Source organism: Corallococcus sp. Z5C101001 (genome assembly GCF_007352635.1).
Taxonomy (GTDB): domain Bacteria; phylum Myxococcota; class Myxococcia; order Myxococcales; family Myxococcaceae; genus Corallococcus; species Corallococcus silvisoli.
In genome coordinates, this window is record NZ_VKLU01000001.1 from 621,813 (window position 1) to 644,720 (window position 22,908).

General features: G+C 70.6%; 20 protein-coding genes. 11 read left to right on the forward strand and 9 right to left on the reverse strand.

Going from position 1 to position 22,908, the window contains the following annotated elements; genetic code table 11:
• Positions 1-5 precede the first annotated feature (5 nt).
• From FOF48_RS02620 to FOF48_RS02630, 3 genes are all read right to left on the reverse strand, one after another.
• Positions 6-2,993: a DUF1611 domain-containing protein gene (locus FOF48_RS02620; protein ID WP_143898395.1), complete on the reverse strand. Its 2,988-nt coding sequence runs from the start codon at positions 2,991-2,993 to the stop codon at positions 6-8.
• Positions 2,994-3,035: 42 nt separating this feature from the next.
• Positions 3,036-3,245: a hypothetical protein gene (locus tag FOF48_RS02625; RefSeq protein ID WP_143898397.1), complete on the reverse strand. Its 210-nt coding sequence runs from the start codon at positions 3,243-3,245 to the stop codon at positions 3,036-3,038.
• 172 nt (positions 3,246-3,417) lie between these two features.
• Positions 3,418-4,194, reverse strand: coding sequence for a hypothetical protein (locus tag FOF48_RS02630; protein WP_143898399.1), 777 nt, complete (start codon positions 4,192-4,194; stop codon positions 3,418-3,420).
• A gap of 147 nt (positions 4,195-4,341) precedes the next feature.
• Here FOF48_RS02630 and FOF48_RS02635 point away from each other — a divergent pair, with 147 nt between their 5' ends.
• Complete coding sequence (locus FOF48_RS02635; RefSeq protein ID WP_143898401.1) at positions 4,342-4,833, forward strand: hypothetical protein; 492 nt, start codon at positions 4,342-4,344, stop codon at positions 4,831-4,833.
• A gap of 70 nt (positions 4,834-4,903) precedes the next feature.
• On the opposite strand, the gene FOF48_RS36275 is transcribed toward FOF48_RS02635, so the two are convergent.
• Together FOF48_RS36275 and FOF48_RS36280 are read right to left on the reverse strand one after the other, a co-directional pair.
• The gene (locus tag FOF48_RS36275) at positions 4,904-5,551 is read right to left on the reverse strand and encodes a hypothetical protein (protein WP_186001734.1); all 648 of its coding nucleotides are present in this window, start codon (positions 5,549-5,551) and stop codon (positions 4,904-4,906) included.
• Positions 5,548-7,512: an AHH domain-containing protein gene (locus tag FOF48_RS36280; RefSeq protein WP_186001735.1), complete on the reverse strand. Its 1,965-nt coding sequence runs from the start codon at positions 7,510-7,512 to the stop codon at positions 5,548-5,550. Before FOF48_RS36280 ends, FOF48_RS36275 begins: the two co-directional genes overlap by 4 nt.
• Before the next feature lie 233 nt (positions 7,513-7,745).
• Here FOF48_RS36280 and FOF48_RS02660 point away from each other — a divergent pair, with 233 nt between their 5' ends.
• The 8 genes from FOF48_RS02660 (at position 7,746) to FOF48_RS02695 (ending at position 15,795) form a co-directional block, all read left to right on the forward strand.
• A complete protein-coding gene (locus FOF48_RS02660; protein WP_186001736.1) occupies positions 7,746-8,840 on the forward strand; it encodes a vWA domain-containing protein in 1,095 nt (364 codons plus the stop codon).
• A 95-nt stretch (positions 8,841-8,935) separates the two neighbouring features.
• Positions 8,936-9,967 carry a hypothetical protein gene (locus tag FOF48_RS02665; RefSeq protein ID WP_143898402.1) on the forward strand — a complete coding sequence of 344 codons (1,032 nt, stop codon included), beginning with the start codon at positions 8,936-8,938 and terminating at the stop codon, positions 9,965-9,967.
• 209 nt (positions 9,968-10,176) lie between these two features.
• Entirely contained in the window at positions 10,177-10,893 is a 717-nt protein-coding gene (gene nfi / locus FOF48_RS02670; RefSeq protein WP_143898404.1) for a deoxyribonuclease V, read from the forward strand.
• Positions 10,890-11,105: a DUF2905 domain-containing protein gene (locus FOF48_RS02675; protein WP_143898406.1), complete on the forward strand. Its 216-nt coding sequence runs from the start codon at positions 10,890-10,892 to the stop codon at positions 11,103-11,105. Before nfi ends, FOF48_RS02675 begins: the two co-directional genes overlap by 4 nt.
• 249 nt (positions 11,106-11,354) lie before the next feature.
• Positions 11,355-13,703, forward strand: a complete 2,349-nt coding sequence (locus tag FOF48_RS02680; protein WP_143898408.1) for a GMC family oxidoreductase N-terminal domain-containing protein — start codon at positions 11,355-11,357, stop codon at positions 13,701-13,703.
• 101 nt (positions 13,704-13,804) lie between these two features.
• Complete coding sequence (locus tag FOF48_RS02685; RefSeq protein ID WP_143898410.1) at positions 13,805-14,320, forward strand: DUF2267 domain-containing protein; 516 nt, start codon at positions 13,805-13,807, stop codon at positions 14,318-14,320.
• A 42-nt stretch (positions 14,321-14,362) separates the two neighbouring features.
• Entirely contained in the window at positions 14,363-14,620 is a 258-nt protein-coding gene (locus FOF48_RS02690; protein WP_143898412.1) for an acyl-CoA-binding protein, read from the forward strand.
• Positions 14,621-14,625: 5 nt separating this feature from the next.
• Positions 14,626-15,795 carry a metallophosphoesterase gene (locus FOF48_RS02695; protein ID WP_143898414.1) on the forward strand — a complete coding sequence of 390 codons (1,170 nt, stop codon included), beginning with the start codon at positions 14,626-14,628 and terminating at the stop codon, positions 15,793-15,795.
• Between the two features lie 12 nt (positions 15,796-15,807).
• Here the strand turns inward: FOF48_RS02695 and FOF48_RS02700 are convergent, their stop codons facing one another.
• The 3 genes from FOF48_RS02700 to FOF48_RS02710 are packed head-to-tail and all read right to left on the reverse strand — an operon-like array spanning position 15,808 to position 19,172.
• Entirely contained in the window at positions 15,808-16,233 is a 426-nt protein-coding gene (locus FOF48_RS02700; protein ID WP_143898416.1) for a hypothetical protein, read from the reverse strand.
• A gap of 49 nt (positions 16,234-16,282) precedes the next feature.
• Complete coding sequence (locus tag FOF48_RS02705) at positions 16,283-17,395, reverse strand: hypothetical protein (RefSeq protein ID WP_143898418.1); 1,113 nt, start codon at positions 17,393-17,395, stop codon at positions 16,283-16,285.
• 16 nt (positions 17,396-17,411) lie between these two features.
• Positions 17,412-19,172, reverse strand: coding sequence for a VWA domain-containing protein (locus FOF48_RS02710; protein WP_143898420.1), 1,761 nt, complete (start codon positions 19,170-19,172; stop codon positions 17,412-17,414).
• A 489-nt stretch (positions 19,173-19,661) separates the two neighbouring features.
• Here FOF48_RS02710 and FOF48_RS02715 point away from each other — a divergent pair, with 489 nt between their 5' ends.
• Positions 19,662-20,333, forward strand: a complete 672-nt coding sequence (locus FOF48_RS02715; RefSeq protein WP_143898422.1) for an RNA polymerase sigma factor — start codon at positions 19,662-19,664, stop codon at positions 20,331-20,333.
• A gap of 46 nt (positions 20,334-20,379) precedes the next feature.
• Complete coding sequence (locus FOF48_RS02720) at positions 20,380-21,567, forward strand: hypothetical protein (RefSeq protein WP_143898424.1); 1,188 nt, start codon at positions 20,380-20,382, stop codon at positions 21,565-21,567.
• 63 nt (positions 21,568-21,630) lie between these two features.
• On the opposite strand, the gene FOF48_RS02725 is transcribed toward FOF48_RS02720, so the two are convergent.
• Entirely contained in the window at positions 21,631-22,905 is a 1,275-nt protein-coding gene (locus FOF48_RS02725) for an AraC family transcriptional regulator (RefSeq protein WP_186001737.1), read from the reverse strand.
• Positions 22,906-22,908 lie beyond the last annotated feature (3 nt).

A 22,908-nucleotide genomic window follows, 5' to 3' on the forward strand; every position in this document is an offset into this window, starting at 1 on the left:
TTCCATCACAGGTGCGTGAGCACGCTCCGCGCGAGCGCGTCCACTTCCTCGGGGATGGCGTGGACGCGCAGCCCGGTGTGCGCCTCCATCCGCTGCCGTGCTCCCTCCAGCACTTCGTCCCGGACGCCCAGGAACCACGTCTCGGTCCACCGGCTGCCCAGCAGCTTGCGCCCGCCCATCATCGCCAGCCCCACCACCGCGCAGGGCACGCCGCGCTCCCGGGCCAGCGTCTCCAGGTACTCGCGCGTCGCGACCACGTCCTCGGGCCTCGTGTCCACCGACACGGTGAGCACCACCAGCCGGGGGAGGAAGGTCTCGTAGATGAGCGTGGAGGTGTTCGCCCGGCGGTCCAGCCCGGCCGGCGTGTAGAGCAGCCCGTTCTGCCCGCCCGTGATGACCAGGTCGCAGCCCCGGGCCAGCTCCGCCATGAGCCGCCGCTCGAAGGCCAGGCGCTGGGGAGGTTCCACGCGCAGCACCCGCGAGTAGCCGGTGTCCGCGCCCAGCAGGATGCCCGTGGGCTCCGTGGCGTGGTGGCGCACGCGCACGTGCTTCGCCAGCGCCTCGCGCAGGTAGACCTGCGTGGTGAACTTGCCCTGCACCGTGTCCGTGCCGAAGACACCCAGCACGTTGGTCGGCCCGTAGTCCACCGGGCCCGGGTGGGCGAGCGCATCCTGTTCAGGCACGGCCACCCGGTAGAAGAGCGACGGATCCGGCTCCAGCCCGTCGAACAGGTCGTAATAGAGGATGTCGTCGTAGAGCGACACCACCGGCAAACGCTTGCGCGTGGCCACCTCGAGCAGCGCCCGGACGTGCGGCACCTCCGACTCGAAGTTCAGCGAGCAGGTGAAGATGACCGCGTCGAAGTCCTCCCGCGCGATCTCCGCAGGGTCGCTCTTCACCGGCACGGACAGCGCTCCGGCCTGGATGTACGCGCCCGCGTCGCCCAGGGACACCGTGTCGTCGAACACGACGGAGGCCGGCGCCACGCCCTGGTCGCGGAAGCGCAGGAGCGCGTAGCCCTCCTTGTTGTATTTGAAGACGGCGGCCCGCCTGCCTCCCAGCACCTCCATCGCCTGCGCGCGCCTGTAGAGGTGGCGGCTGCGCAGCGTGGGCGCGGGATGGACGGGGAGCCGCTGATCCCCCTCCCAGATTTCGCCCAGCTTCCGGTAGAGCACCTCCGGGTCGTACTTGGGATAGGTCCGCGTGTCCGGCGCGATGAGCAGGGGCACGCCGTAGTCCGGCATCTGGAAGGTGTGCTCGCGCTCCGAACCCTCCACGCGCAGCGCGTAGCGACCCTGCGGATGGAGGAGGAAGTACTGGAACGACACGCGCAGGCCCGCGACGTCATGCACCTCGGGGTCGAGCGTGAGCTCCCGGCGCGCGCCGGTGTTCGCCCCTTCACCCGACAGCCGGCGCAGGTGGAACGGCGGCGCCTCCTCCGCGCCGGGCTTCCCCACGTGGATGAGCACGCACTTGAAGGGATCCACCGGGAAGGACGTGAGCAGCTCGGGCGTGAAGGCCGACAGGCGCGACACGACGCCCGCGTAGCGCTCCAGGAACAGCGCGCGCGCACGCTCCCGCTGGCTGGGGTCCGGCATCATGAAGAGCAGGTCGCTGCCGCCGAGCACCTCGAAGCGGCGCCACGTCTCCCGCGTCTCCGCGTCCACCGGCTCCGGGAGCTGGGCCTCCACGAGCTTGATGAGCGCGTACATCCAGGCGTTGCCCGGCGTCAGCCAGTGCTCGCTGTAGAAGTCCCGGCCCCACGTTGAATAGTAGAGCCGCGGCAGCGACGGGGGCTCGGGCGGCGGCGGCGCGGCGGTGGGCGCCTCCCGGGGCAGGGCGGGCTGCGTCACGCCGTCGAGCCACTCGATGCCCTCGTGCCACCAGTGGCCGAACAGCTCGGTGTCGAAGGCCAGCACGAACGTCTGTCCGTCCTGCACGAGCTGGCGGCGCGACTCCAGGAGGTCCCAGAACGCCTTCACGTGCTGGGACACCTGCGCGCGGGCGGCCTCCACGTCGTAGAGCGCCTTCTCGCCCAGGCCCACCTTCTGGCCGCTCACCGCGTGGTACTTGAGCCCCGTCCACACATGCCCCCGCTTGTTCGCGGGAACGGGCACGCCAAGCTCGTCGAAGTACTCCGGCCGGACGTCGAAGCCCACGTCCCGGAAGAACTCGCGGTAGACGGGGTGGGCCGGGAAGGTGGCCTCGGGTGACTTCCAGAGGTGCAGGCCGATGCGGTAGTCGTGGACAAGCACCTCCAGGTCCTCGTGGCGGAACACGCCGCTCGGGTCCTGGGGCTGGGAGGCGCCAATGCCATTCAGGCTGAGCGCGGTGCGGCGGATGCCGTGGCGCGTGAGCACCCGCTCCACGCCGGGCTGGAACGCGCACTCGGGCAGCCAGAAGCCGTCCGGCTCGCGGCCGAAGACCTCCTGGAAGGACTCCACGCCTCGCGCCACCAGCCGGTCCGCGACGGCGGGCTCGAAGAAGGGCAGGAAGTTGTGCTGCGGGGAGGACGTCCACAGTTGCACGCCCGGCAGCCGCGAGCGCCCGAGCCGCGCGAACACGTCACGCAGGCCGTGCTGGCGGAGGAACGCCAGGCTGTCCTCCACGCGCCGCAGGTACATGCCCGCGGTGCGGTGGAGCCGCGCGAGCGCTTCATCCGAGTGCGCCTGCGGGAACTTCTCGTAGCGGTTGTAGAGGTCCAGCCGCGACGTGCGCTCCAGCTCGCGCGTGGCGATCCGCTGGAGCAGGCGCAGGTAGCCGGTGTAGCGCTCCTCGCACGCGAGGAGCTGTTCCACGAGGCACGGGGTGAAGGACATCACCAGCGTGCCCGCGAAGCGCTGGGCGTCCCAGCGCTCCAACATCCGGAACAGCGGGAGATACGTCTCCGTCAGCGCTTCGAAGAGCCAGTTCTCCGGCTCATCGAAGAGGGGCCCCTCGCCCAACACCTGCGGCATGTGGGTGTTGAGGATCAGGGTGAGGCGCGTATTCATGGAGGGACCACGAGACGGGAGACGCCGGAGCGGCGCGAGCGGCTAGGCGCAGTCCTCGGAGGGGGAGGTGGCTCCATCCTCCGAGCACACCCGGTGGGCCGGGTTGTTGAGGTCCTGCCAGACCGTCCCCGGCCCCGACGCGACGAGCGAGTAGGTGGTGGAGGAGAAGTTCGACGTGGCGAAGCCCAGGACGTCCGGGCCTCCATTCACCAACTCCAGCAACTCCGAGACATCCTTGCGCGTGTAACGCATGGCGAGGGCTCCAGGCTGAGGGGGACGTGAAGACGGAATCCTATGAAGGGCCCGTGCAGCGAGCAAGCCAGGTAAGAGTGGCTTCCCGAAGAATGTCCGTCGTCGCCCCGGACGCTTGAGGCCTCGCGGTGCCGCTGGCGCCCCTGTCTCCAGGCACGCGACGGGACATGGCTCAGTCGTTGGTGAGCGCTAGGGCCAGGGTGCGCCTGTCGCGGTCCTGGAGGGCCGAGCCCTGCCGGTACAGGGTCCGGGTCGTCCAGCAGGCCTCTTCGTCGGTGAGCGCGCCCAGGTCCTGGAGGTTGTCGGCCAGCCGCTGTGCTTGCTCCGCGCCGATGCCGGAGTTGAGTTCGACGAAGGCCTGGGTCACGTCCTCCTCCGCGGACGTCCGGGGCTCGGGGGATTGCCGCAGTTCGGCCGCCAGCGAGCTGGCCACGATGTCGCTGAAGCGCTGGAGGGACGCGTCGTCCATGCCGTTGACCAACCGGCCCAGCGACTCCTGCGGGAGATCGCCCCGGCCGACCGCGGCGCAGTCCATCGCTTCGGCTTTCTCCACCATGCGGGAGAGGAGCTCCATCCGCTGGACCAGCTGCTCGTCGGAGAGGCGGTTCAGCCCCGAGCGCGTCTTCAGCCGGATCTCCAACTCGCGCTCGTCTGGCTTCATCCCTGGCGTGGACTCGAACCAGTGGCGGATTTCAGGATGGGCCTTCGTGGCCAGGGCCCACGCCCGCAGATAGCGCTCCATGCCGGTGGCGGGCGTGCCAGAGGTCAGCGACTCCACCACGCGGTCGTAGCTCATGGGGCGCTGCTCGTACGCCCGCCAACCCAGACCTGACGCCAACCCCGCGACCACGACGCATGCCAGCGTGGCGTACCTTCCTGCCTTGAGCGTACGGGCCAGGAAGCCCGCGAGGGCCCCCGCCACACCGCCCACCAGACCGCTGATCAGCAAGCTCGACCCATCCATTCATCCCCCTCTGCGTTGATGCGTTGGCGCGAATGTAATGGATTGGCGCGGGGGCGGGAACGCGCTCACCGTGCCACCGGGCTTCTGGAGAGGACGGCTCCGGTGTCAGCGCGCTCGGCTAGGGTGGGCACCATGAGCGACCGTGCGGACATCGTCATCCTGAAGGGCGGAAAGGTGGAGATCCATCATCACCGTTGGGGGGCGACCGCGCTCGTCGAGCTGTTCCAGGACGGGCCGGAAGCCGCCGTCATGGCCTGCCGTGACAATGGCTCCGTGCGCACGAAGCGCCTGGACGACCTGCTGGCGGGAGCGGTCCTCGACCTGGATCGGCGGACGTTGATCCTCGCCGGAAAGGCCGAGGTGATTTTCGCCGGGTCGGAGCTGAAGTGGCCAGAAGACGCGGTGCTTCAGAACCTGGCACCCCACTGGCCGGGATGGACGCTGGGCTATGAGCCTTCCTATGTGATTGAGCCGCTGGCGCTCTATGTGCGGGGGCTGGGCATTCCGCTGGCGTCGCTGAATGAGCCCCATGTGGTGGCCGGCTTGCTCGGGAAGCCTCGCTGGACGGCGTTGGCCTACCGGCTCGACGCGGTCAGCGGGGGCGGAGCCGCAGGAGGACGGTAGGCACCGCGGCGCCGCGGAGCCCACGCCGAGCGCGAGCACCTTCTGGCGTGGGCGCGGCGCTCTCCGAACCTCAGCGCTGGGGGCGCCACCACAGGCCCTTCAGTCCGGCCTGGATGCACGCCTGCCGTGCCTCCTCCGTGAAGCAGTAGAAGGCCAGCTCGGGGACGGCGAACACGGGAGGGAAGCCGCCCGGCGGTGGGCGGAGCACGAGGGGGTTGGCCGCCTCATGTGCCAGCATGACCTCGCCAGACTCGTGGAAGGGGACGCCCTGGACGAGCGTGCGCTCGCGGTCCAGGCAGTCGGTCTCCTCCAGCAGCTGCAGGATGACGAACTCCTCGTTCTTCAGCGAGGCATCCGTCACCGGGTACGAGGTCCGCTGCCGCGTGAACCGGTCGCGCACGAGGGGTTTGATGCGCTCCGCGTAGATGACCGTGGGGATGAGGCGGTGCCGGAACGGGCCCACCGCTTCGAGCACGCGCACCATGCGCCGGGAGAGCAGCAGCATCCCGAAGGGCGCGGTGAACACGTGGTCGAGCCGGGCCACGTTCTCCAGGTTGCCGACGAACTCGATGACCTGGGGCGCGCCCTGCTCGCGCTGGTAGTCGACGCGGGGCTCGTGGAACGTCGCGGCGTCGGAGCCTTCGAACTCGATGAGCACGGCGTCGAACTCCCCCTCGTCCTCGATGTGAGAGGTGTCGGCCGTCAATGCATACATCATGCGATGTTCGACTCCGCGGGAGAGGGCAGCTCCAGCATGGCCAGCTTGAGCCCCACGACGATGCCATCCTCTCGCAGTTCCTTGAGGACATCGATGGGCAGCGTGCCGGTCTCGATGGCCTTGCGAAGCTCGTTTTCAACTTTCTGGATCGCGTCTTCGATGGCCTTGGGCGTCCAGCTGGCTTGAGGACCCTGCTTCAGCAGGGCCCGCTGGGCGGTATCCAACCGGGCGCTGACGTACTTGCTGTAGAGCGGATGCTGCCCCGAGTGACTGAGCTTCCCCTCCACGTTCTTCGCGACGGGCATGTCGAGGATGTTCGTTCCCCGGTCAATCGTATACCCCTTGACCCGCTCCAGGGCCTCTCGGAGCAGCGGGTGTTGCTGGGCGATGGCGTCGGGGATGAGGTGGTGCATGACGTTGCCGGAGGAGATGCGCGCCGCCGCCGCGCTCCGTGCCGCCGTGCCCTGGGTCTTCTCCACCCAATCCAGGTAGTTCTTCCGGTAGCGGCTGTAGACGCTGATGCGATTCGTCTTGCCGGCCTTGAGCACGACCATCCCGTTCTCGGTCACGGTGAGGGCTCCGTACTCGTTGCCCAGGGCCTGCCCGTTCGGTCGGCGGATCCGGTAGGGCTGGGGGCCCTCGCTCAACTTCTCCAGCCGGTAGCCCGCGTCCTGGAGCTCCTTCTTGAAGGCGTTGAACTCCGGCGTGCCTTCCTTCGGGATGCGGCGCCCGACGAACTTCTGGAGCTTGTCCCAGTTCGGGAGCTCCTCCAGCAGCTTCTCCAACTCCGCGTCCCCGAGCGGGCGCTCCGTCAGGGGCGACTCGAAAGCGGCGTTGTTCTTGACGGCCTTCGGTACCAGGGGCGTTCCGAACTCCCAGAGATTCCACGGCAGGGCAAGGGGCGGGCCGGCTGTGATTGAACCGGGCTGGAACACGGGAACCGCCACGGACTGACCGCCCATGCTCATCATGGCATAGCGGGGAGGGGTGATCTTCACGGCGCTGGCCAGCTTGAGCCCCTTGCCCATGTTGGACTTAACGCCCAGCAGCGCCAGCGCGGCCATGGCGATGCTCGTCAGCATCCGGAGGAAGGACTTGCTGGCTTCCTCGAGCTTTTCCCGCGAGCCATGGGCCTGCCAGGCCTGGGTGAGCCACCGCTCCGCGTGCTTCACGGCCTCCACTCCCGCGTCGAGGATCCCCTTCGCGCCGAAGGCCGCCAGCCCCAACTGGATGAGCGCGGCCGCGAGCTGGCCGACCCCCGTGGGCGTGGCCGCCAGCAAGGCGGACAGCGCCTCCGCGGTGAGGAAGGCCACGATGATTCCGGTGATCTCCAGCCAGTGCTCCCGGATGACATCGGCATACTCCTTGGCGACCTCTCCAAAGTACTGACCCGACTGCGTGACGGAGGTGACGATGTCCACCAGCGGTTGGGTGATCTGGCGCGCCTTGGCCAGCGCGCCACCGGTGAGGGAGCCGCTCGCCACGATGCCTTGGAGCTGGTTGGCGTACGCGATGCTGACCAGCCAGATGCGCTCCCCCGCGACCAGCTGAACGTCTCCGCGGACGCGCCGCACGCCCTTGCGGTCGCGCTCCGTGTTCACGTGGAGGATGACATTCTCGTAGAAGCGCAGGTCCCTCCCTGGCTCGATGCCCTGCCGGTAGATGCGCGCGGCGATGGGTTCCAGCCGGTCGCCCGGAAGGACCGGATGGAGCGTCGCCGTGGGTTCGGGCAGGTCGGTGGTGATGCGCAGGCGCTGCATATAGCCCCGCATCAGGTACTCGCCCGCCAGGGTCGCCACGTAGGCCCACCCGGGCGCCTGGGCATGGTCGTAAATGAGCGTCACCCGCGTTCCCGAGGGCAGGGGGGCGCGCGTCAGGCACTCCGAGCCTTGCATCTCCGCCGGGAGCGTCCGGAGGTTCGCGCCATCCCGATGATCGATGAACCCGAACTGGAGCGTCATGGTCCCCTCCGTTGGAGCGCACCCCGGAGGGGCGCTCGGGACGAACAGGATTCAACGACGCGGACGCGGAGTGAAGGACTGATGGAGTGGGTATGACAGGCCTTTCCTGGCCTCCGCGCCGGCCTGGGGCGGAATCCAGGCCCGGAGTGCCCCGGCGAGGCTCCGTCCATGTCAGACCCCACACGTATTGTTCTACCTGTCGCCGCAAGAAACGGACGAGGGGGAGCAACGCCATGGGGATGTCTGTGATTGATAATCGCGTCGAGGTCGTCTTCAGCTTTGACACCACGGGCAGCATGTACCCCTGCCTCGCGCAGGTGAGGAAGAAGCTGGGGAGCGCGGTGGCCCGGCTCGCGAAGGAGATCCCCGGCATCCGCATTGGCATCATCGCGCACGGGGACTACTGCGACGCGAAGTCCACCTACGTGACGAAGGCGCTGGACCTCACGGACGACGTGAAGGCGCTCACCCGCTTCGTGGAGAAGGTGGGGCAGACCGGGGGCGGAGACGCGCCCGAGTGCTACGAGCTGGTGTTGCACGAGGCGCGAAGCCTGTCCTGGACGGAGGGCTACACGAAGGCGTTGGTGCTCATCGGGGACGACGTGCCGCACCCGCCCCAGCACAACCCGAAGAAGCTGGACTGGCGCAAGGAGGTGGCCGCGCTCGGGGGCATGGGCGTGCCGGTGTATGGCGTGCAGGCGTTGAACCGCCGCCATGCGACGGCCTTCTACAAGGAGCTGGCGGAGAAGTCCGGCGGCTTCCACCTGAGCCTGGATCAGTTCGCGCACGTCACCGACATGCTGCTGGCCGTCTGCTACAAGCAGTCCTCGGACGCGCAGCTCCAGGCGTATGAAGCAGAGGTGTCGAACGAGGGCCGCATGAGCCGTGGCCTGAACGCCATGTTCAACACGATGCTCAAGCGCGCCACGTCCACGCTCTTCGGTGAGACGGACCTGCGGGCGGTGCCGCCAGGGCGCTTCCAGGTGCTGGAGGTGGACGAGGACAGCGCCATCAAGGAGTTCGTGACGGAGAACGGCCTGGGCTTCAGGACGGGTCGCGGTTTCTACGAATTCACGAAGACGGAAACCATTCAGGGCCGCAAGGAGGTGGTGCTGATGGACCGCAAGACGGGCGACCTCTACAGCGGTGAGCGGGCGCGGGAGATGCTGGGTCTGCCTCCGGGCGAGACGGTGCGCATCCGGCCCGCGAGCCTGGAGAAGTACGTCGTCTTCGTGCAGAGCACGTCCGCGAACCGGAAGCTACGGGGCGGTACGAAGTTCCTCTACGAGGTGGAGGACTGGGACGGGGCGCGCGGCGTGGCGGCGTGAGCGCGCTGCTCCGACCCCGCGGTGAGGCCAGCCCCTTGCGGCCCGGCGTGTGACGCCACTACAAACACACGGTGATCAACCGAGGGGGTTTTTCCGTGTATCGAAAGAATGTCCTCAGCGCCGTGCTCGCGCTGGGGTTGCTGACCACGATGAGTGCCCAGGCCGAGGTGGTGTTCGCCCAGGCGAACTTCCTGCTCAACAAGAACCAGCTCTCCGCGGTGAACTACCGCGGCAAGGGGACGAACATCCCCGTGGGCGCGAAGGTCGAGGTCCTGAAGCGCGACGACGACGAAGTGCGCTGCAAGGTGGTGGACTCCGGCGCCGAGTTCCGGTTCGTGACCCACCGCAGCCTGGGCAAGCCCATCGCGGTGCTGTTCGCCGGCTTCTTCGCCAAGGATGACCCGGCCGCGCGCATCGCCGCCCTGTCACCGGAGGATCAGAAGCAGGTCCGGGCGGGTGAGCTGGCCCGTGGCATGTCGCGGGAGGCCGTGCTGCTCGCCCTCGGGCCGCCGCCGCCGCACCGGACGCCGTCGTACCAGAGCAACCGTTGGACGTACTGGAGCTCGAAGCTCTCCACGTTCGAGGTCGTCTTCGGTGAGGACGGCAAGGTCGCGTCGTTCAGCAACGAGCCCGTGGCCGCGCCCGCGCCCACTCCGGCGCCGGCGGAGAAGTTCTTCCACGCGACCGCGAACTTCCATTTCGAGGAGGGCACCGTGTCCTGGGTGAACTACCTCAAGGGCCCCATCCTGCCGTTCAACACGCGGGTGGAGGTGCTGGACAAGGGGTCGTCCAAGGTGAAGTTCAAGGTCGTGGATTCGGGGCAGGAGTTCGTGTTCGAGAACGACTCGCGCTCGGGCGCGGACACCTGGAAGCTGTTCCAGGCGGCGTTCGCCCCGGAGGACCAGGCCAGCAAGCTGGAGGCGCTGACGGCGGAGGACCGCAAGAAGGTCTCGGCGTCGGAGGTGGAGCCCGGCATGTCCCGCGCGGCCGTGCGCATGGCGTGGGGGCCGCCGCCGCCGCATGAGACGCCTTCGTTCGACTCCAGCACCTGGACCTACTGGAAGACCAAGCTGTCCAAGGTGCACGTGAAGTTCGGCAAGGACGACAAGGTCGCCTCCATCGAGTAGCGCGGGAGCGGATCCACGCTCCTTCGCACGAGGGCGTCCCGTTCGCAGGGACGCCCTCGTCGTTTCAGGTGGGGGCTCGCCGGGCCCGTGTCCGTCCGTGAACGCTGGAGGCAGGCCCGGGGGCCGGTGGTGGGCGGGCAGGGGGCGCGCGGCGCGGCGGTTGGACTCCGGCGGGTTCGTGCACAGTGTGGGGAGCATGGGAGGGCTGCATGGAGCCGCCGCGAGCACCCCACGCCTGGAACGTGACGCCCACGGAGGCGGTGGCGCTGCAGAAGCGCCTGCGCGAGCAGCTCATCCTCCAGCCGCCTCCAGGCCTGAAGGTCACGCGGCTGGCGGGCGCGGACATCTCCACGGAGAAGGGCAACGACACGGGCTATGGCGGCATGGTGGTGCTCGACGCGGCGACCCTGGAGCCGGTGGCCCGGGCGGTGGCCGCGGTGCCGCTGACGTTCCCCTACGTCCCGGGCCTGCTGTCGTTCCGCGAGCTGCCAGTGCTCGCGGCGGTCTGGGAGCGGCTCGCGCTCCGGCCTGACGTGCTCGTCTTCGACGGCCATGGCACCGCGCACCCGCGCCGGTTGGGCATCGCCTGCCACGGTGGGCTGCTCTTCGACACTCCGTCCATTGGCTGCGCCAAGTCGCTGCTCGTGGGCACGCCCGGGAAGCTCGCGGAGCGCCGGGGGGCCACCTCGCCCATCCTCCACAAGGGAGAGGTGGTGGGCATGGCGGTCCGCACGCGCACGGGCGTCAGCCCTGTGTATGTCTCTCCCGGTCACCGCATGGACCTGGACACCGCGGTGGAGTGGGTGCTGAAGGCGAGCCCGCGCTACCGCGAACCAGAGACGACGCGCCACGCGCACCGGCTGGTGAATGCCTTCCGCCGCGCGGGCGGCGAGGCGGCGGAGCTGGAAGGGGGGCACGCCGGATGAAGCCCATGGGGCTGATGCTCGTGGTGGCGGGCCTGGGGCTCGTGGTCGTGGGCCTCCTGGTGTGGGCCGGGGCCTTCACCTGGTTCGGCCGGCTGCCCGGAGACATCCGCGTCGAGAGCGGCAACACGCGCTTCTACGCTCCGCTCGTGTCCATGCTGGTCCTCTCCGTGCTGCTCAGCCTGGGTGCCTGGGTGCTGCGCCGGCTCTTCTAGGCGGATTTTCTCTCAAGGACGCGGGGGCTCGGCGTCTGTCCGGCAGAACCTGTCCCGTCGGGTAGGCCGTGGGCTGTCCAGGCGGACAGGAAGGGGCCTGTCCGGAGGGACAGGGGGAAGACACCGACCGGGCGGGGAGTGGATCCGCGCCGGTGAACCGCGCAGCATGCGGCCCCCACCCTGGCGGTACCGGCTGGGAATCCAGGCAACATCCGGAAGACGGCGGGGGGCAGTCCGCCAGGAGCGAGCATGCGCAGGTTGTCGTCCCCATGGAGCGAGCTGGCCTCTCACTACCCGGTGGTCGTCGTGGGTTCGGGCTATGGCGGGGGGATCTCCGCCAGCCGCCTGGCGCGCGCGGGACAGCAGGTCTGCGTGTTGGAGCGCGGCCGGGAATTGCATCCCGGTGAGATGCCGCGCACGCCCACGCAGGCCATGGCCGAGTTCCAGCTCCACTGCGCCCCGGGCCAGGGGGACCTGGACGTGGGCAGCCCCACCGGCCTCATCGAGGTGCACCGCAACGGCGACGTGTCCGTCATCGACGGCTGCGGTCTGGGCGGCACGTCGCTCATCAACGCGGGCGTGACGATGCGGCCGGATCCGCGCGTGTTCGAGGACCCGCGCTGGCCCGAGGCCCTGCGCGCCGACCTGCACGGACTCCTGGAAGATGGCTTCGCGCACGCGGAGACGATGCTGCGGCCCCTGCCGTACCCGGAGGACCACCCGCCCCTCCAGAAGCTCAAGACGTTCGGCATCTCCGCGGAGAAGCTGGGCGGACGGCTGACGCGGCCGCCGGTGGCGGTGACGTTCGAGGCGGGCGTCAACGCCGCGGGCGTACGGCAGCCGGCCTGTTCGCTGTGCGGCGACTGCGCCACGGGCTGCAACACGGGCGCGAAGAACACCGTCCTGATGAACTACCTGCCGGACGCCCACGCGCACGGGGCCCGCATCTTCACCGAGGTGGCGGTGCGCGCGGTGGTGCCGGACGGCGCGAAGTGGCGCATCTACTACCGCCCCCTCAACACCGGCCGCGAGCGCTTCGACGCGCCCGACGCGTGGCTCACCGCCGACCGGGTCATCCTGGCGGCGGGCACCATGGGCACCACCGAAATCCTCCTGCGCTCGCGCGAGCGGGGCCTGCCGGTGTCGGCGAAGCTGGGCCACCGCTTCAGCAGCAACGGCGACGTGTTGGCCTTTGGCTACAACCTGGACATGCCCGTCCACGGCGTGGGCCACGGTGAGCACGACCACGCGAAGCGGGACCCGGTGGGCCCCTGCATCGCGGGCGTCATCGACGCGCGCGACACCGCGCGGCTGAACGAGGGGATGATCATCGAGGAGGGCGTCATCCCTGGCGCGCTCGCCTCGCTGATGCCCGCGGCGCTCGCGGGAGCCGCGGCGATGGTGGGCGAGGACACCGACGAGGGCATCCTGGACTGGGTCCAGGAGCGGCTGCGCCAGGCGGACAGCCTGGTGCGCGGCCCGGACCACGGCGCGGTGGAGCACACGCAGACGCTGATGGTGATGTCCCACGACGAAGGGAAGGGCGAGCTGCGGCTGGAGGGCGACCGCGTGCGCCTGCACTGGCCGGATGCCGGACGCGACCCCCAGCTCACCCGCATCGAGGAGCGCCTGCGCCGGGCCACCGCCGCGCTGGGCGGCACCTTCGTGCGCTACCCGCTCTGGTCGGAAGCCTTTGGCAAGGAGCTGCTGTGCACGCACCCGCTGGGCGGCTGTGTCATGGCGGAGCGGGCGGAGGACGGCGTGGTGGACCATGAAGGGCGCGTCTTCTCCGGTGCCTCCGGCAGCGCGGTGCATGAGGGGCTGTACGTGTCCGACGGCTCGGTGGTGCCGCGCTCGCTGGGCATCAACCCGCTGCTCACCATCTCCGCCGTCGCCGAGCGGGCGTGCGCCCTGATGGCGCGGCGCCATGGCTGGACCATCGACTACGCGCCGCTGCCGGAGGCGGACGCCCGTCCGGCCCCCGGGCCCGTGGGGGTTCGCTTCACGGAGACGATGCACGGCTTCGTCTCTGGCGACGTGGACGCCCCGCACCTCGAGGCCGGAGACCCCGAGCGCGACGACGCCACGCCCCTGCGCTTCATCCTCACCGTGACGGCGGAGGACCTGGACGCGACGCTGCGCGATGCTCGCCACCCGCTGAAGCTGATGGGGACGGTGACGGCGCCCGTGCTGTCTTCACATCCGCTGGTGGTGACGCGCGGCGAGCTGCGTCTGATGACACGCGAGCACGCGCGGCCCGGCGGCCAGCGGATGGAGTACCTGCTGCACCTGCTCAGCGAGTCCGGTGAGCCGTACTACCTGGAGGGCTACAAGGACCTCTACGACGACCCGGGCCCGGACCTGTGGAAGGACACCACCACGCTGCTCGTCTCCCTGCACCGAGGGGACGGGCCCGACGCGCCGTGCATCGGCCGGGGCTTCCTGCGGCTGACGGCGGAGGAGTTCGCCCGGCAGCTCACCACCCTGCGCGTGCTCAATGCCCGGGACGGCGGGCAGCGGTTGGAGGCGCTGGGCCGCTTCGGCGGCTTCTTCTTCGGCGCCCTCTGGGACACCTACGTCCGGCGCGTGGCCGCCTAGCAGCCGGGCGGCCGGCGGACAGTGCAGCAGGCCGCGCTCGCGTGCCCTCCGGGGCGGGCATGGTCACCCTGTTTCCCACCGGGACCGATAGGGAGGACCCCATGGCTGAAGACCGTGATCCGCAGCGCCGCTCGGGCGCGCCCCAGGACGAGGAGCGTGCGGAGGAGCGGCGCGAGCTGTCCATCGAGGAGCGGCGTGCGCGGCGCAGTGCGATGCGAGCAAGTCAGACGTATGCCCGCTTCATCGACCACCTCTGCGAACGGGGAGGCATGTCTCCCAGTGTCGCCCAGCAGGCGGCTGTCTCCGTCCTCTGCGGGCTGGAGCAGCGGCTGCACGCGGAGGAGTCCCACGATTTGGAGGCGCAGCTGCCGCGCAAGCTGACGGAGCTGTTGCATCGCTGTGAGCGCCACGACGCCGAGCCGCGCCCGGAGACGTTCGGCCGAGACGAGCTGCTCAGCCAGGTGGGGGAAGACCTCGCCCTGCACCCGGACGCGGTGGAGCCGGTGGTGCGGGCGGTGCTGGACGCCGTCCGTCACCAAATCAGCGAAGGCGAAGCCGAGGACGTGAGCGCCCATCTGCCGCAGGACATCCGCCATCTTTGGCTGCCGACGATGTGAGGCCGGCTGTTAAGGTCTCCGGCGCACCCTGCCGGAGACCCCATGGCCCTCGATGATGACTTCAGCGCCGCCCAGACCCGGGTGAAGACGCTGTCCAAGGCACCCTCGAACGACACGCTGCTGGAGCTGTATTCCCTCTTCAAGCAGGGCACCGAAGGGGACGTGCAGGGCAAGCGCCCCGGCATGCTCGATGTCAAGGGCCGCGCGAAGTACGACGCGTGGGCCGGCCGCAAGGGGCTGGCGAAGGACGCCGCGAAGCAGCAGTACGTGGCGCTCGTGGCCCGGCTCCTGCGCGGCTAGTCCCCATGCCCCGCTGGCTCAGCATGGCGTTGTTCCTCGTACCGGTCACCACGCTGTTGCTGGTGGCCAACGTCTACCTGTACCGCCGCCTCGTGCGGGATGTGAGCACGAGCGTGGCGGCGCGCCGCGCGGGGTTCGTGCTCTTCGCCGGGGGCTTCATCGGCTCCCTGGGGGCGCGGCTCCTGGGCGCGAGGCTGGACACGGAGGCGGCGCGGGCGACGGGCCTCCTGCTGCTCATCTGGATGGGGCTGGTGCTCTACCTGCTCCTGTTCACCCTGGTGCTGGACGTGGGCCGGCGCGTCGTCACCCGCGTGCGCAAGGCCCCGGAGCCGCCGTCACCCGCGCGCCGGGCCTTCCTCGCGCGCGGCGTGGCGGCCGGCGCCACGGTGGCGGGCGCGGCGGTGAGCACCTACGGCACCTGGCGTGCGTTCCATCCCCCGGAGGTGCTCGACATCCCGGTGCGGCTGCCCCGGCTGCCCAAGGCCCTGGAGGGCTTCACGCTGGTGCAGCTCTCCGACATCCACATTGGCGGGGTGTTGCAGCGCCGCTTCGTGGACGAGATGGTGGCGCGCGTCAACGCGCTCAAGCCGGACCTCATCGCCGTGACGGGGGACCTGGTGGACGGCTCCGTGCCGGAGCTGGGGCGCTACGTGGCCGGCTTCGGCGCGCTCAAGGCCCGGCACGGCGCGTACTTCATCACCGGCAACCACGACTACTACTCGGGTGTGGACGCATGGGTGGCGTTCGTCCAGGGGCTGGGCATCACCGTGCTGCGCAACCGCGCCGTCTCCATTGGCGATGCGGGCGCGTCCTTCGACCTGCTCGGCGTGGACGACTGGAGCGCGTGGAAGCTGGGCGAGCCCGGCTACGACCTGGACGCGGCGATGCGCGGACTGCGGCCGGATCGCGCATCGGTGCTGCTGGCGCACCAGCCGTCCAACTTCGACGAGGTCGCCCGCCGCGACGTGGGGCTCCAGATCTCCGGGCACACGCACGGCGGTCAGATGTTCCCCGGCAACCTGCTGGGAGACCTCGTCTGGGGCGAACAGAACGCGGGCCTGAGCCGGATGGGCAACAGCCACATCTACGTCAGCCGCGGCTGCGGCTTCGTGGGGCCGCCCATGCGCGTCGCCGCGCCCCCTGAAATCGCCCGCATCATCCTGCTGCCGGGCTGAGCGAGACAGGCGTCACGGCTTGCGAGGGGCCCCGTCCGACGGAGGCTCCGCATCGAGCGGGATTCCCGGACCGGGCCGGGGGCGGCCGTACAGCAGACCCGAGGCGATGCGCAGCGGCGCGGCCCATGGCGGCTCGTCCCGCACCCGCACGTCCTCGCCGCCAACGCGCGCCACCATCCCGTCCGGTGCCACCACGGAGAAGCGCAGGGACCGGCCCAGCGCCGTGCGCAGCGCGGCCATGGTCGTCTCGTCCTCCTCGGAGAACCCGAGGGGCCCCTCCGGATGGCTGTGGGCCACCTCCACCAGCGAGTCTCGCAGACTCCAGATGGCCTCCCACCGGGCGCGGGAGTCAGGCAGCGCCACGGGGTCGTCGAACGAGTCGCCCCACAGCACCACGTCTTCCGGCCCGATGAGCAGACACACCTCACGTGTCGACATGTTCCTCTCCCTTTCGTGGCGCCCGGGCTGACGCGGGGGGCGCGCGGTTTCAGACATGCCGCGTGATGACCAGCGCGTCCGTGTCGATGGCTTCCTTCAGCACCGACGGCAGGCTCTCCAACGTCACCGCCGCGTCCGCGCCCGCCAGACACACGCCCGCGTCGCGCACCCGCAGCGTCGCCGCCTCCACCACGGTGACGAAGCGCTCGCCCATGAAGGTGTAGATGACCTCCAACAGGCCGGAGCCCAGCCTCCGGTGGCTGAGCAGCCGCGCGCCCGCCTTGTCCAGCGCGCGCTCCACCCATGCGCCGAGCTCCGCCTCCGCTCGCCAGCGCTCCCCGGGCGTGAGGCCCTGCCCGTCCCAGGTCTCCAGCGCCCGGGCCGTCTCGCGCGCGGACGCATCCCGCCGCGTCTCCCACGTCTCCCGTTCCCGGCCCGTCAGCGCCCAGGCCAACTCGCGCGCGGACGCATCCCGCCGCGTCTCCTGTTCCCGGACCGCCAGCGCACGCGCCGCGTCGCGCGCCTCCGCGTCCCGCCGGGCCTCCTGCTCCGCCTGCATCCTCAGGAAACGCGCGCGCTCATCCGCGAGTCCACGCAGGCACAGTTCCGCCGCCGCGCGCCCCTCCCGCGCCACGTCGAGCACCCGCGCACGGGCTTCCCTGGGCGCGAAGGGGATGCCGGTGCCGCGCGACGCCGCCTCTAGCACCGCGAAGCCGAACGCCGCGCGCAGGGATGCTCCCACGCCACGCGCGTCTCCCAGGGGACGGTCCTCCTCCAGCGCGCGGCGCGCGACCTCCTCCGCCTCGCCCTCGAACTCCACGCCCTCGAAGAGCAGCGTGCCGTCATGCCAGCGGCGCGCCGTCACCGGCGACAGGCGCGGCGGCTCTTCCTCCGGCATCAGCGCCAGGGACTCCGCTACCGCGCCCTCGCGCACCAGCCGGGTGCCCCAGAGGTGCCCCCGCACGCGCGGCAGCGACCCCAGGCCTTGGGCCGGGGCCGGCTCGCGCGCGGTGGCCTGCCGGCCCTTCACCTCGAAGCGCCACCAGCCCGGGGTGACGGGCTGGGTGATGCGCAGGCGGCGTGAAGGCGCGTCCACGGTCCCACCGCCGAAATACGGCAGCACCGCCAACTCCACCTTTCCGAGCAGCTTCCGGTAGTCCACGCCCCTGCCTCCTGTTTCACGCCGCCTTCAGGAGCGGCGTGCTCATCACCCGGTCCACCCAGCCGGACTGGCTGGCCCCCACCGTGCGCGGGGCATCCATCAGCGCCTGGAGCACGCGCGGAACCTGGTAGGGGTCCGCGAACTGCCCCACGCTCACCTCGCTGAAGGGGACGCCCAACTGCGTCGCCCCCGAGCGCACCGTGCTGCCGCGCGCCCCCGCCACGCTCACCAGCAGCGCCATGGCCGCCACGGTGTAGCCGCACCCGTGGAAGGCCTTGGCGAACTGGTCGCCCGCCTCGCCCGCCTCGTCACCCACCACCATCACCACCAGCTTCGCCTCCGCCGGGATGCGCACGCCGGAGCGGTGCAGCGCGTTCACCGCCGCCCCGTGCACCGTGCCGCCGGACGCCTTCAGCCCGGACAGCATGTGCTGCACCGCCGTGCGGTTGGCCGCCTTGGGCTTGAGCACCGTGCCCATGGTGTCGAACGCCGCCACGTGCAGCTTGTCCAGCGGGAAGCCCGCGAGGATGCGCGACAGCGCCTCCTTGGACTGTTCGATGGCGCCCTCCATGGACCCCGACTTGTCGATGAGGAACATCACCCGCACGTCCGACTCCGCCGTCGCCTCCGCCACCGCCTTCTTCGCCGCGTTGTCGCTCGCCTCCTCCAGCTTGCGGCGCACGTCCTCGCTGCGGACGTTCTTCGCGATGTTCAGCGAGCGCTGATCCGTGGCGTTCGCCACCGCCCGCTCCCAGCGCGCCTTCACGCCGGGCTCCTGCAACAGGCCCAGCTCCTCCAGCGTGGGCGTCATCAGCCGCAGGTCCCGGTCCGACAACGACGGGAGCAGCGTCGCCAGGATGGCGGGCGTGAGGCCCACGTCCTTCGGCAGCCGGCCCACGACCTCCTTGTAGGAGAGCCGCTCCAGTTCAATCCACTCGCAGATCTCCGCCTCGCTCAGGCCGTCGAAGCGCTCGCGCTTCACCAGCGTGAGCCCCTGGAGCCCCACCTGACGGTGGCCGCCGTCGGCCTGCTTCTGCTTCCAGCCGAGCACCTCGAAGAAGCCCTGCGACTGGGGCTTGTAGCCGGCCTTGCGCGCCAGCTTCTTCAGGGTCTCCTTGTAGCCGGCCTTCACCAGGCCCTGGAGCATGGGGAGGTTCGCCTCGCGCGCGGCGAGCCACTTCTGCGCCACGCGCTTCCAGCGGCCCAGGGGCGGCTTGCGCGACGCGGGGTCACCGAAGCCCGCGGCGCGGTTGAGGCGCGCGATTTCAGGCGTCTCCAGCAGCTCCGCCACGCGCAGCACCGCCTTGGGCGTGAGCATCCGCGTGGAGCGGCGCACGTAGTGCAGGACCATGGCCTCGCCAATGGCGCGGAAGTCGTCGTCGTGGAAGGCCACCTGGCCCTGGCCGTCGCGCACGGGCTGGCCCGCGTGCTCCTGCACCAGCATCAGCGCGCAGGTGGCCACCTTCAGGTCGCGCCAGTCCGTCTGCGTCAGCGCGTACGACGCGAAGTGCGCCATCAGGGTGGGGTTGAGGCGGTACAGCTCCAGCAACTGGCCGTACAGCTTCACCGCCGCGGGCACGAACAGGCCCGGCGACACCTTGCGGCCGCGCGACTGGGCCTTCGCGTCCGCGTTCGCCGCGGCCACCCAGTTGCCGTTGACGTCCAGGCCGGGGCGGTGGTGCCACAGGTGGGCGGAGCCGCCGAGCACCAGGTCGAGCAGCCGCTCGGCCGGGCCCCGCTGCGTCTCCGGAAGGGTCGTCTGGGTGCGCGTCGTCATGGCCGTCGTCCCCCTTTCGGGACGGAGGCATGCCCGGGAGGGGCAGGCCTGGAGGTGGGAGGGAAAAGTGAGCGCCCGAGTGAGGAAGCCGGAAGGCTGAATCCACAGTTCAGTGCCGGACCGCCGGCGGTCCCCCCGCCTTGCGAGCGGAGGGGTGGAGTCGAACCACGGCGTGTAGGGCCTCTTCGGCCGGGCGCTCGAAAGCGATGCGCCCCCTGACGCCCCCTTGTCGGGATTCCTGACGGCGCATTTCCGGGCCTCTTTCCGGACGTTTGGCGCCTCGTGTCCCGCCTCTTTGGAGAAGACCCGGTGCGTCATCCACGGGGAGGGAAAAAGGCGCGTCAGGAAATACGAGGGGGCCGCGTCGAGGGTTCCCGTAACCATCGGAGGCTGTCCGCGGATGCCAACGTGGTACCTTGCCGCGCCACATCCCCGTAACCCAACTTCCCGGGATGACGGCCGTCCCGGGGCAGCCTCCAGGGCCTTCCGGTGTACGAGCAGCTCACGGATGAGGAATTGTTCGCGGAGGTGTCCCGCCGCCGCGCCACGGGCGAGGCCGTGGGGACCCCGTTGGGGGCCTTGTGCGCGCGGTGGGCGCGCCCGGCCCGCTACGTCATCAACAGGATCCAGGGCAGCTACGGGCGTGGCTCCCCAGCGGACGCCGACGAACTCTTCCAGGACGCGGTGGGGAAGTTCCTCGACCGCGGCCTGGACCAGTTCCGGGGCGTGTCCGAACAGATGCCGGGCAGGAGCGCGTCTCCCAAGACGTTCTTCCTGCGCATCGTCAAGCACGTCGCCATCGACTTCTACCGGCGGCACCGGGAGGAGCTCGCGCCCGCGCCGACGTCGCCCGATGACGTCATGGAAGAGACTCCGTCCGAGGTGGCCCGGGCGGTGGAGGGCGCACGGCGTCGCGAGGAGCGCGCCGAGGCGCAGGAGCTGTACTGGGCCGCTTTCGCCAGGCTCCAGCAGGAGCACCCCAAGGAGGCTTCCGCATGGGAGCTGTATCACCACGAGGACGTGGAGGATCACGAGGAATGCGCACGCCGTTTGGACATCAGCGTGGTGAACTCGTACAAGCGAGTCAGTCGGGCTCAGGCCTACCTGCGTTTATACCTGCTCGAACTTCAGCGGGATGGGCAGCCGGAGGAGCCGACGTGAAACCCCGCGGAGGGCTCCAGTCCTCCGCTTCGCCCGGGATGTCGCGATGAAGGGCGACGCGCTGTCCCGCTACCAGGCCCGGTACGCGCGCCTGGGCGCGGGCCCCCTCTCGGTGGGCGAACTGTTGGAGGTGGTGGGGGATGTGCTGCGCCGCTCGGATCGGCTCGGCACCGACGGGGTGGAAGAGGCCTTGAAGGGCCTGGGCCGCTCCGAAGTGGAAGCCTGGGTGCGCCAGCAGAAGCCGCAGGCGCTCCAGCCGCTCCTGCTGAGGGCCGCCGAGGAGTCGATGGAGGTGGCGCTGGGCGAGGAGGGAGACGAAGCCGAGCTGTGGCGCGCCTCCGCGCTGGAAGGACTCGCCGCCCGGGACCGGGCCGCCTCCTCCGCCCGCGCGCTCGTCACCTGGGAGATGCTGAAGGGTCCGCTGGACGGGGATGCCGCCGCCGCTCGCGAGCGCTTCCTGGGGACGCTGGGCCAACTGGACACCGCGCTGCGCCCCCGCGCGCGCTGGTTCATCCCCCTGAACGCCGAGCGCCGCACCGAGCGCGACCTGCTGGACCCCGTGGAGCGCCCCGGCGCCTGGTGGTTTTCCGCTCGGGCCGGCTGCGATGACCTGGTGGCGTCCTGGACGGGCCGCCCCATGAAGGATCCGGAGCACCTGAAGGACTGTGCCAGCTGTCGTGCGGACCGGGCGGACACCGCCGTGGTGGACTCGCCGCCGCGCCGGCACCTCACCGACGACGAGCTGTGGCGGTTGGATTCGGGGGAGATGGGCCGCGAGGAGCGCGAGCGCGTGGACGCGCACACCGCCGGGTGTGGCGAGTGCGCGCAGGCCGTGCTGGCGCTGGAAGAGGGCGACGCCGCCATCGACGAGGTGATGGAGCTGGAAGAGGGGGCGGGCGCCCCGCGCGCGGCGCGCGACTCCCGCGCGGACGTGTCCCGGCGTCCGGGCGCGGCCCGCCTGCCGGAGCACCGGGAGGTGCTGGAGGAGCGGCGCGACTTCCGCGTGGTGCTGGTGCGCGAACGTCAGCGGGTGCGGCTGCTGGTGCAGCCCCTGGGCTCCCGGACCGTGACGGCCGCCGTCTTCCTGTCGCCCGGGCGTCCGTCGCTCAAGCCGATGCAGGGGCCCGAAGGGCTGTCCTTCGACCTGTCCACGGCGCTGGCCTCCGGTGCGCACGCGGCCCACCTCACGGTGCAGGCCGGGCAGGAGACGCTGGAGCGCGACTTCGCCTTCTGAAGGCGGACGCGTGGTGCATCGGGCGGGCGGGAGGTGAAATCCTTCCGCCCTCGCCCTGCCTGCTCACTGGAGCTGGGATGCCGGCTCGTCCCTGCCGGACGCGTCGTACGGCTGCGGTGAGCGCACGGGACGCCGGGGCAGAGGGACGGGGCCTCGCGAGGGCGGGGCCCGCACGCCGCCGGCCAGGAAGGCCGCCACCAGCTGCGTGAGCGGTGGACGGGTGGCGAGCGCCACGCCGCACACCTCCAGCCGCTGTCCCTGGAAGCGTCCCTCCGTCGCCACGTACGCGTTGCAGTCCGGCTGCGTGGCGGCCGTGAGCTCGCGCTTCAGCACCTGCTTGTCGGCGCCCCACTGCATGGTGAGTGAGTCCGGCGCGAGCCGCACGGACAGGGGCTCACCGCCCCAGGTGCCTTCGATGAGGGTGGCGACGCCGCCGGCGCGCACCTTCACCGCGAGGTCCCGCAGACCGTAGCTGCCGTTCACCTCGATGCCGTGTTCGAAGAGTTCGTCGCCGCGCTCGCCCTTCCACGTGGCGTCCTTTCCACGCGCCAGCGGTGTCTTCGCTTCGACGCGCTCGGTGTCGAACCACGCGCTCCCCACGCGTCCCAGCGGCAGGCCCAGCCCGCCCTGGGATGGGGGCGCCTCTTCCAGGCCCTGGGGGCCGGAGGGCAGGGGCTGTGGCGTGGCGAGCAGGTCCGTCGTCTTCACCGACGCGTCCACCGTCTCGAAGCGCACGCCGCCCAGCCAGGCCTTCCCGGGGCCGCTCATGATGAGGCCCGCCATGATGGTGGTGGCCTCCCGGGGCACGTCCAGCACCACGTCGTAGCGCTTGCAGCCCTGGGTTCCCACCAGCGCGCGCGACTGCATGTTGTCGAAGGCGAGCGGCTGCCGGGGGTCCGCGCCCTCCACGCGCATCCAGAGGCCCGCCCAGCCCTTCACGTCCTGGTGGCGCACGGCGGCGGAGAAGCGCAGGCGCTTGCCCTGGAAGTCCTTCGCGTTGAAGGCCTGCATGAAGGTGCCGAAGCTGTCCGTGGCTTGCGTGCGCGAGCGCAGGAACGCGCTGCGGGTGCCTTCGCATGGGGAGTCCTCATCCACGCTGGCTTCGTAGTGCTGCGGAGCGCTCTCCGTGACGTACCAGCCCTGCGGCAGCTTCGTCCGCGTGGCGCTGGCGGGCATGCCCTCCGGGGCGGTGGGGGGCGCCGTCGCGCCGCTCTTCGCGGGCGCGGCGTCTGTCGTCGCGGAGGCCTTCGGAGATGTGGCGGCGGGCACCGTCTGGGCCCCGGCCAGGGGCATCCACAGCGCCAGCAGCAGAACGGGGATGCGGGTTCGCGGCGTCATCGC

Coding starts and splice junctions, on each gene's coding strand:
- FOF48_RS02620 (WP_143898395.1), bottom strand. CDS start 2,993: ATGAATACGCGCCTCACCCTGATCCTCAACACCCACATGCCGCAGGTG.
- FOF48_RS02625 (WP_143898397.1), bottom strand. CDS start 3,245: ATGCGTTACACGCGCAAGGATGTCTCGGAGTTGCTGGAGTTGGTGAAT.
- FOF48_RS02635 (WP_143898401.1), top strand. CDS start 4,342: ATGAGCGACCGTGCGGACATCGTCATCCTGAAGGGCGGAAAGGTGGAG.
- FOF48_RS36275 (WP_186001734.1), bottom strand. CDS start 5,551: ATGATGTATGCATTGACGGCCGACACCTCTCACATCGAGGACGAGGGG.
- FOF48_RS36280 (WP_186001735.1), bottom strand. CDS start 7,512: ATGACGCTCCAGTTCGGGTTCATCGATCATCGGGATGGCGCGAACCTC.
- FOF48_RS02660 (WP_186001736.1), top strand. CDS start 7,746: ATGGGGATGTCTGTGATTGATAATCGCGTCGAGGTCGTCTTCAGCTTT.
- nfi (WP_143898404.1), top strand. CDS start 10,177: ATGGAGCCGCCGCGAGCACCCCACGCCTGGAACGTGACGCCCACGGAG.
- FOF48_RS02675 (WP_143898406.1), top strand. CDS start 10,890: ATGAAGCCCATGGGGCTGATGCTCGTGGTGGCGGGCCTGGGGCTCGTG.
- FOF48_RS02680 (WP_143898408.1), top strand. CDS start 11,355: ATGCGCAGGTTGTCGTCCCCATGGAGCGAGCTGGCCTCTCACTACCCG.
- FOF48_RS02685 (WP_143898410.1), top strand. CDS start 13,805: ATGGCTGAAGACCGTGATCCGCAGCGCCGCTCGGGCGCGCCCCAGGAC.
- FOF48_RS02690 (WP_143898412.1), top strand. CDS start 14,363: ATGGCCCTCGATGATGACTTCAGCGCCGCCCAGACCCGGGTGAAGACG.
- FOF48_RS02695 (WP_143898414.1), top strand. CDS start 14,626: ATGCCCCGCTGGCTCAGCATGGCGTTGTTCCTCGTACCGGTCACCACG.
- FOF48_RS02700 (WP_143898416.1), bottom strand. CDS start 16,233: ATGTCGACACGTGAGGTGTGTCTGCTCATCGGGCCGGAAGACGTGGTG.
- FOF48_RS02710 (WP_143898420.1), bottom strand. CDS start 19,172: ATGACGACGCGCACCCAGACGACCCTTCCGGAGACGCAGCGGGGCCCG.
- FOF48_RS02720 (WP_143898424.1), top strand. CDS start 20,380: ATGAAGGGCGACGCGCTGTCCCGCTACCAGGCCCGGTACGCGCGCCTG.
- FOF48_RS02725 (WP_186001737.1), bottom strand. CDS start 22,905: ATGACGCCGCGAACCCGCATCCCCGTTCTGCTGCTGGCGCTGTGGATG.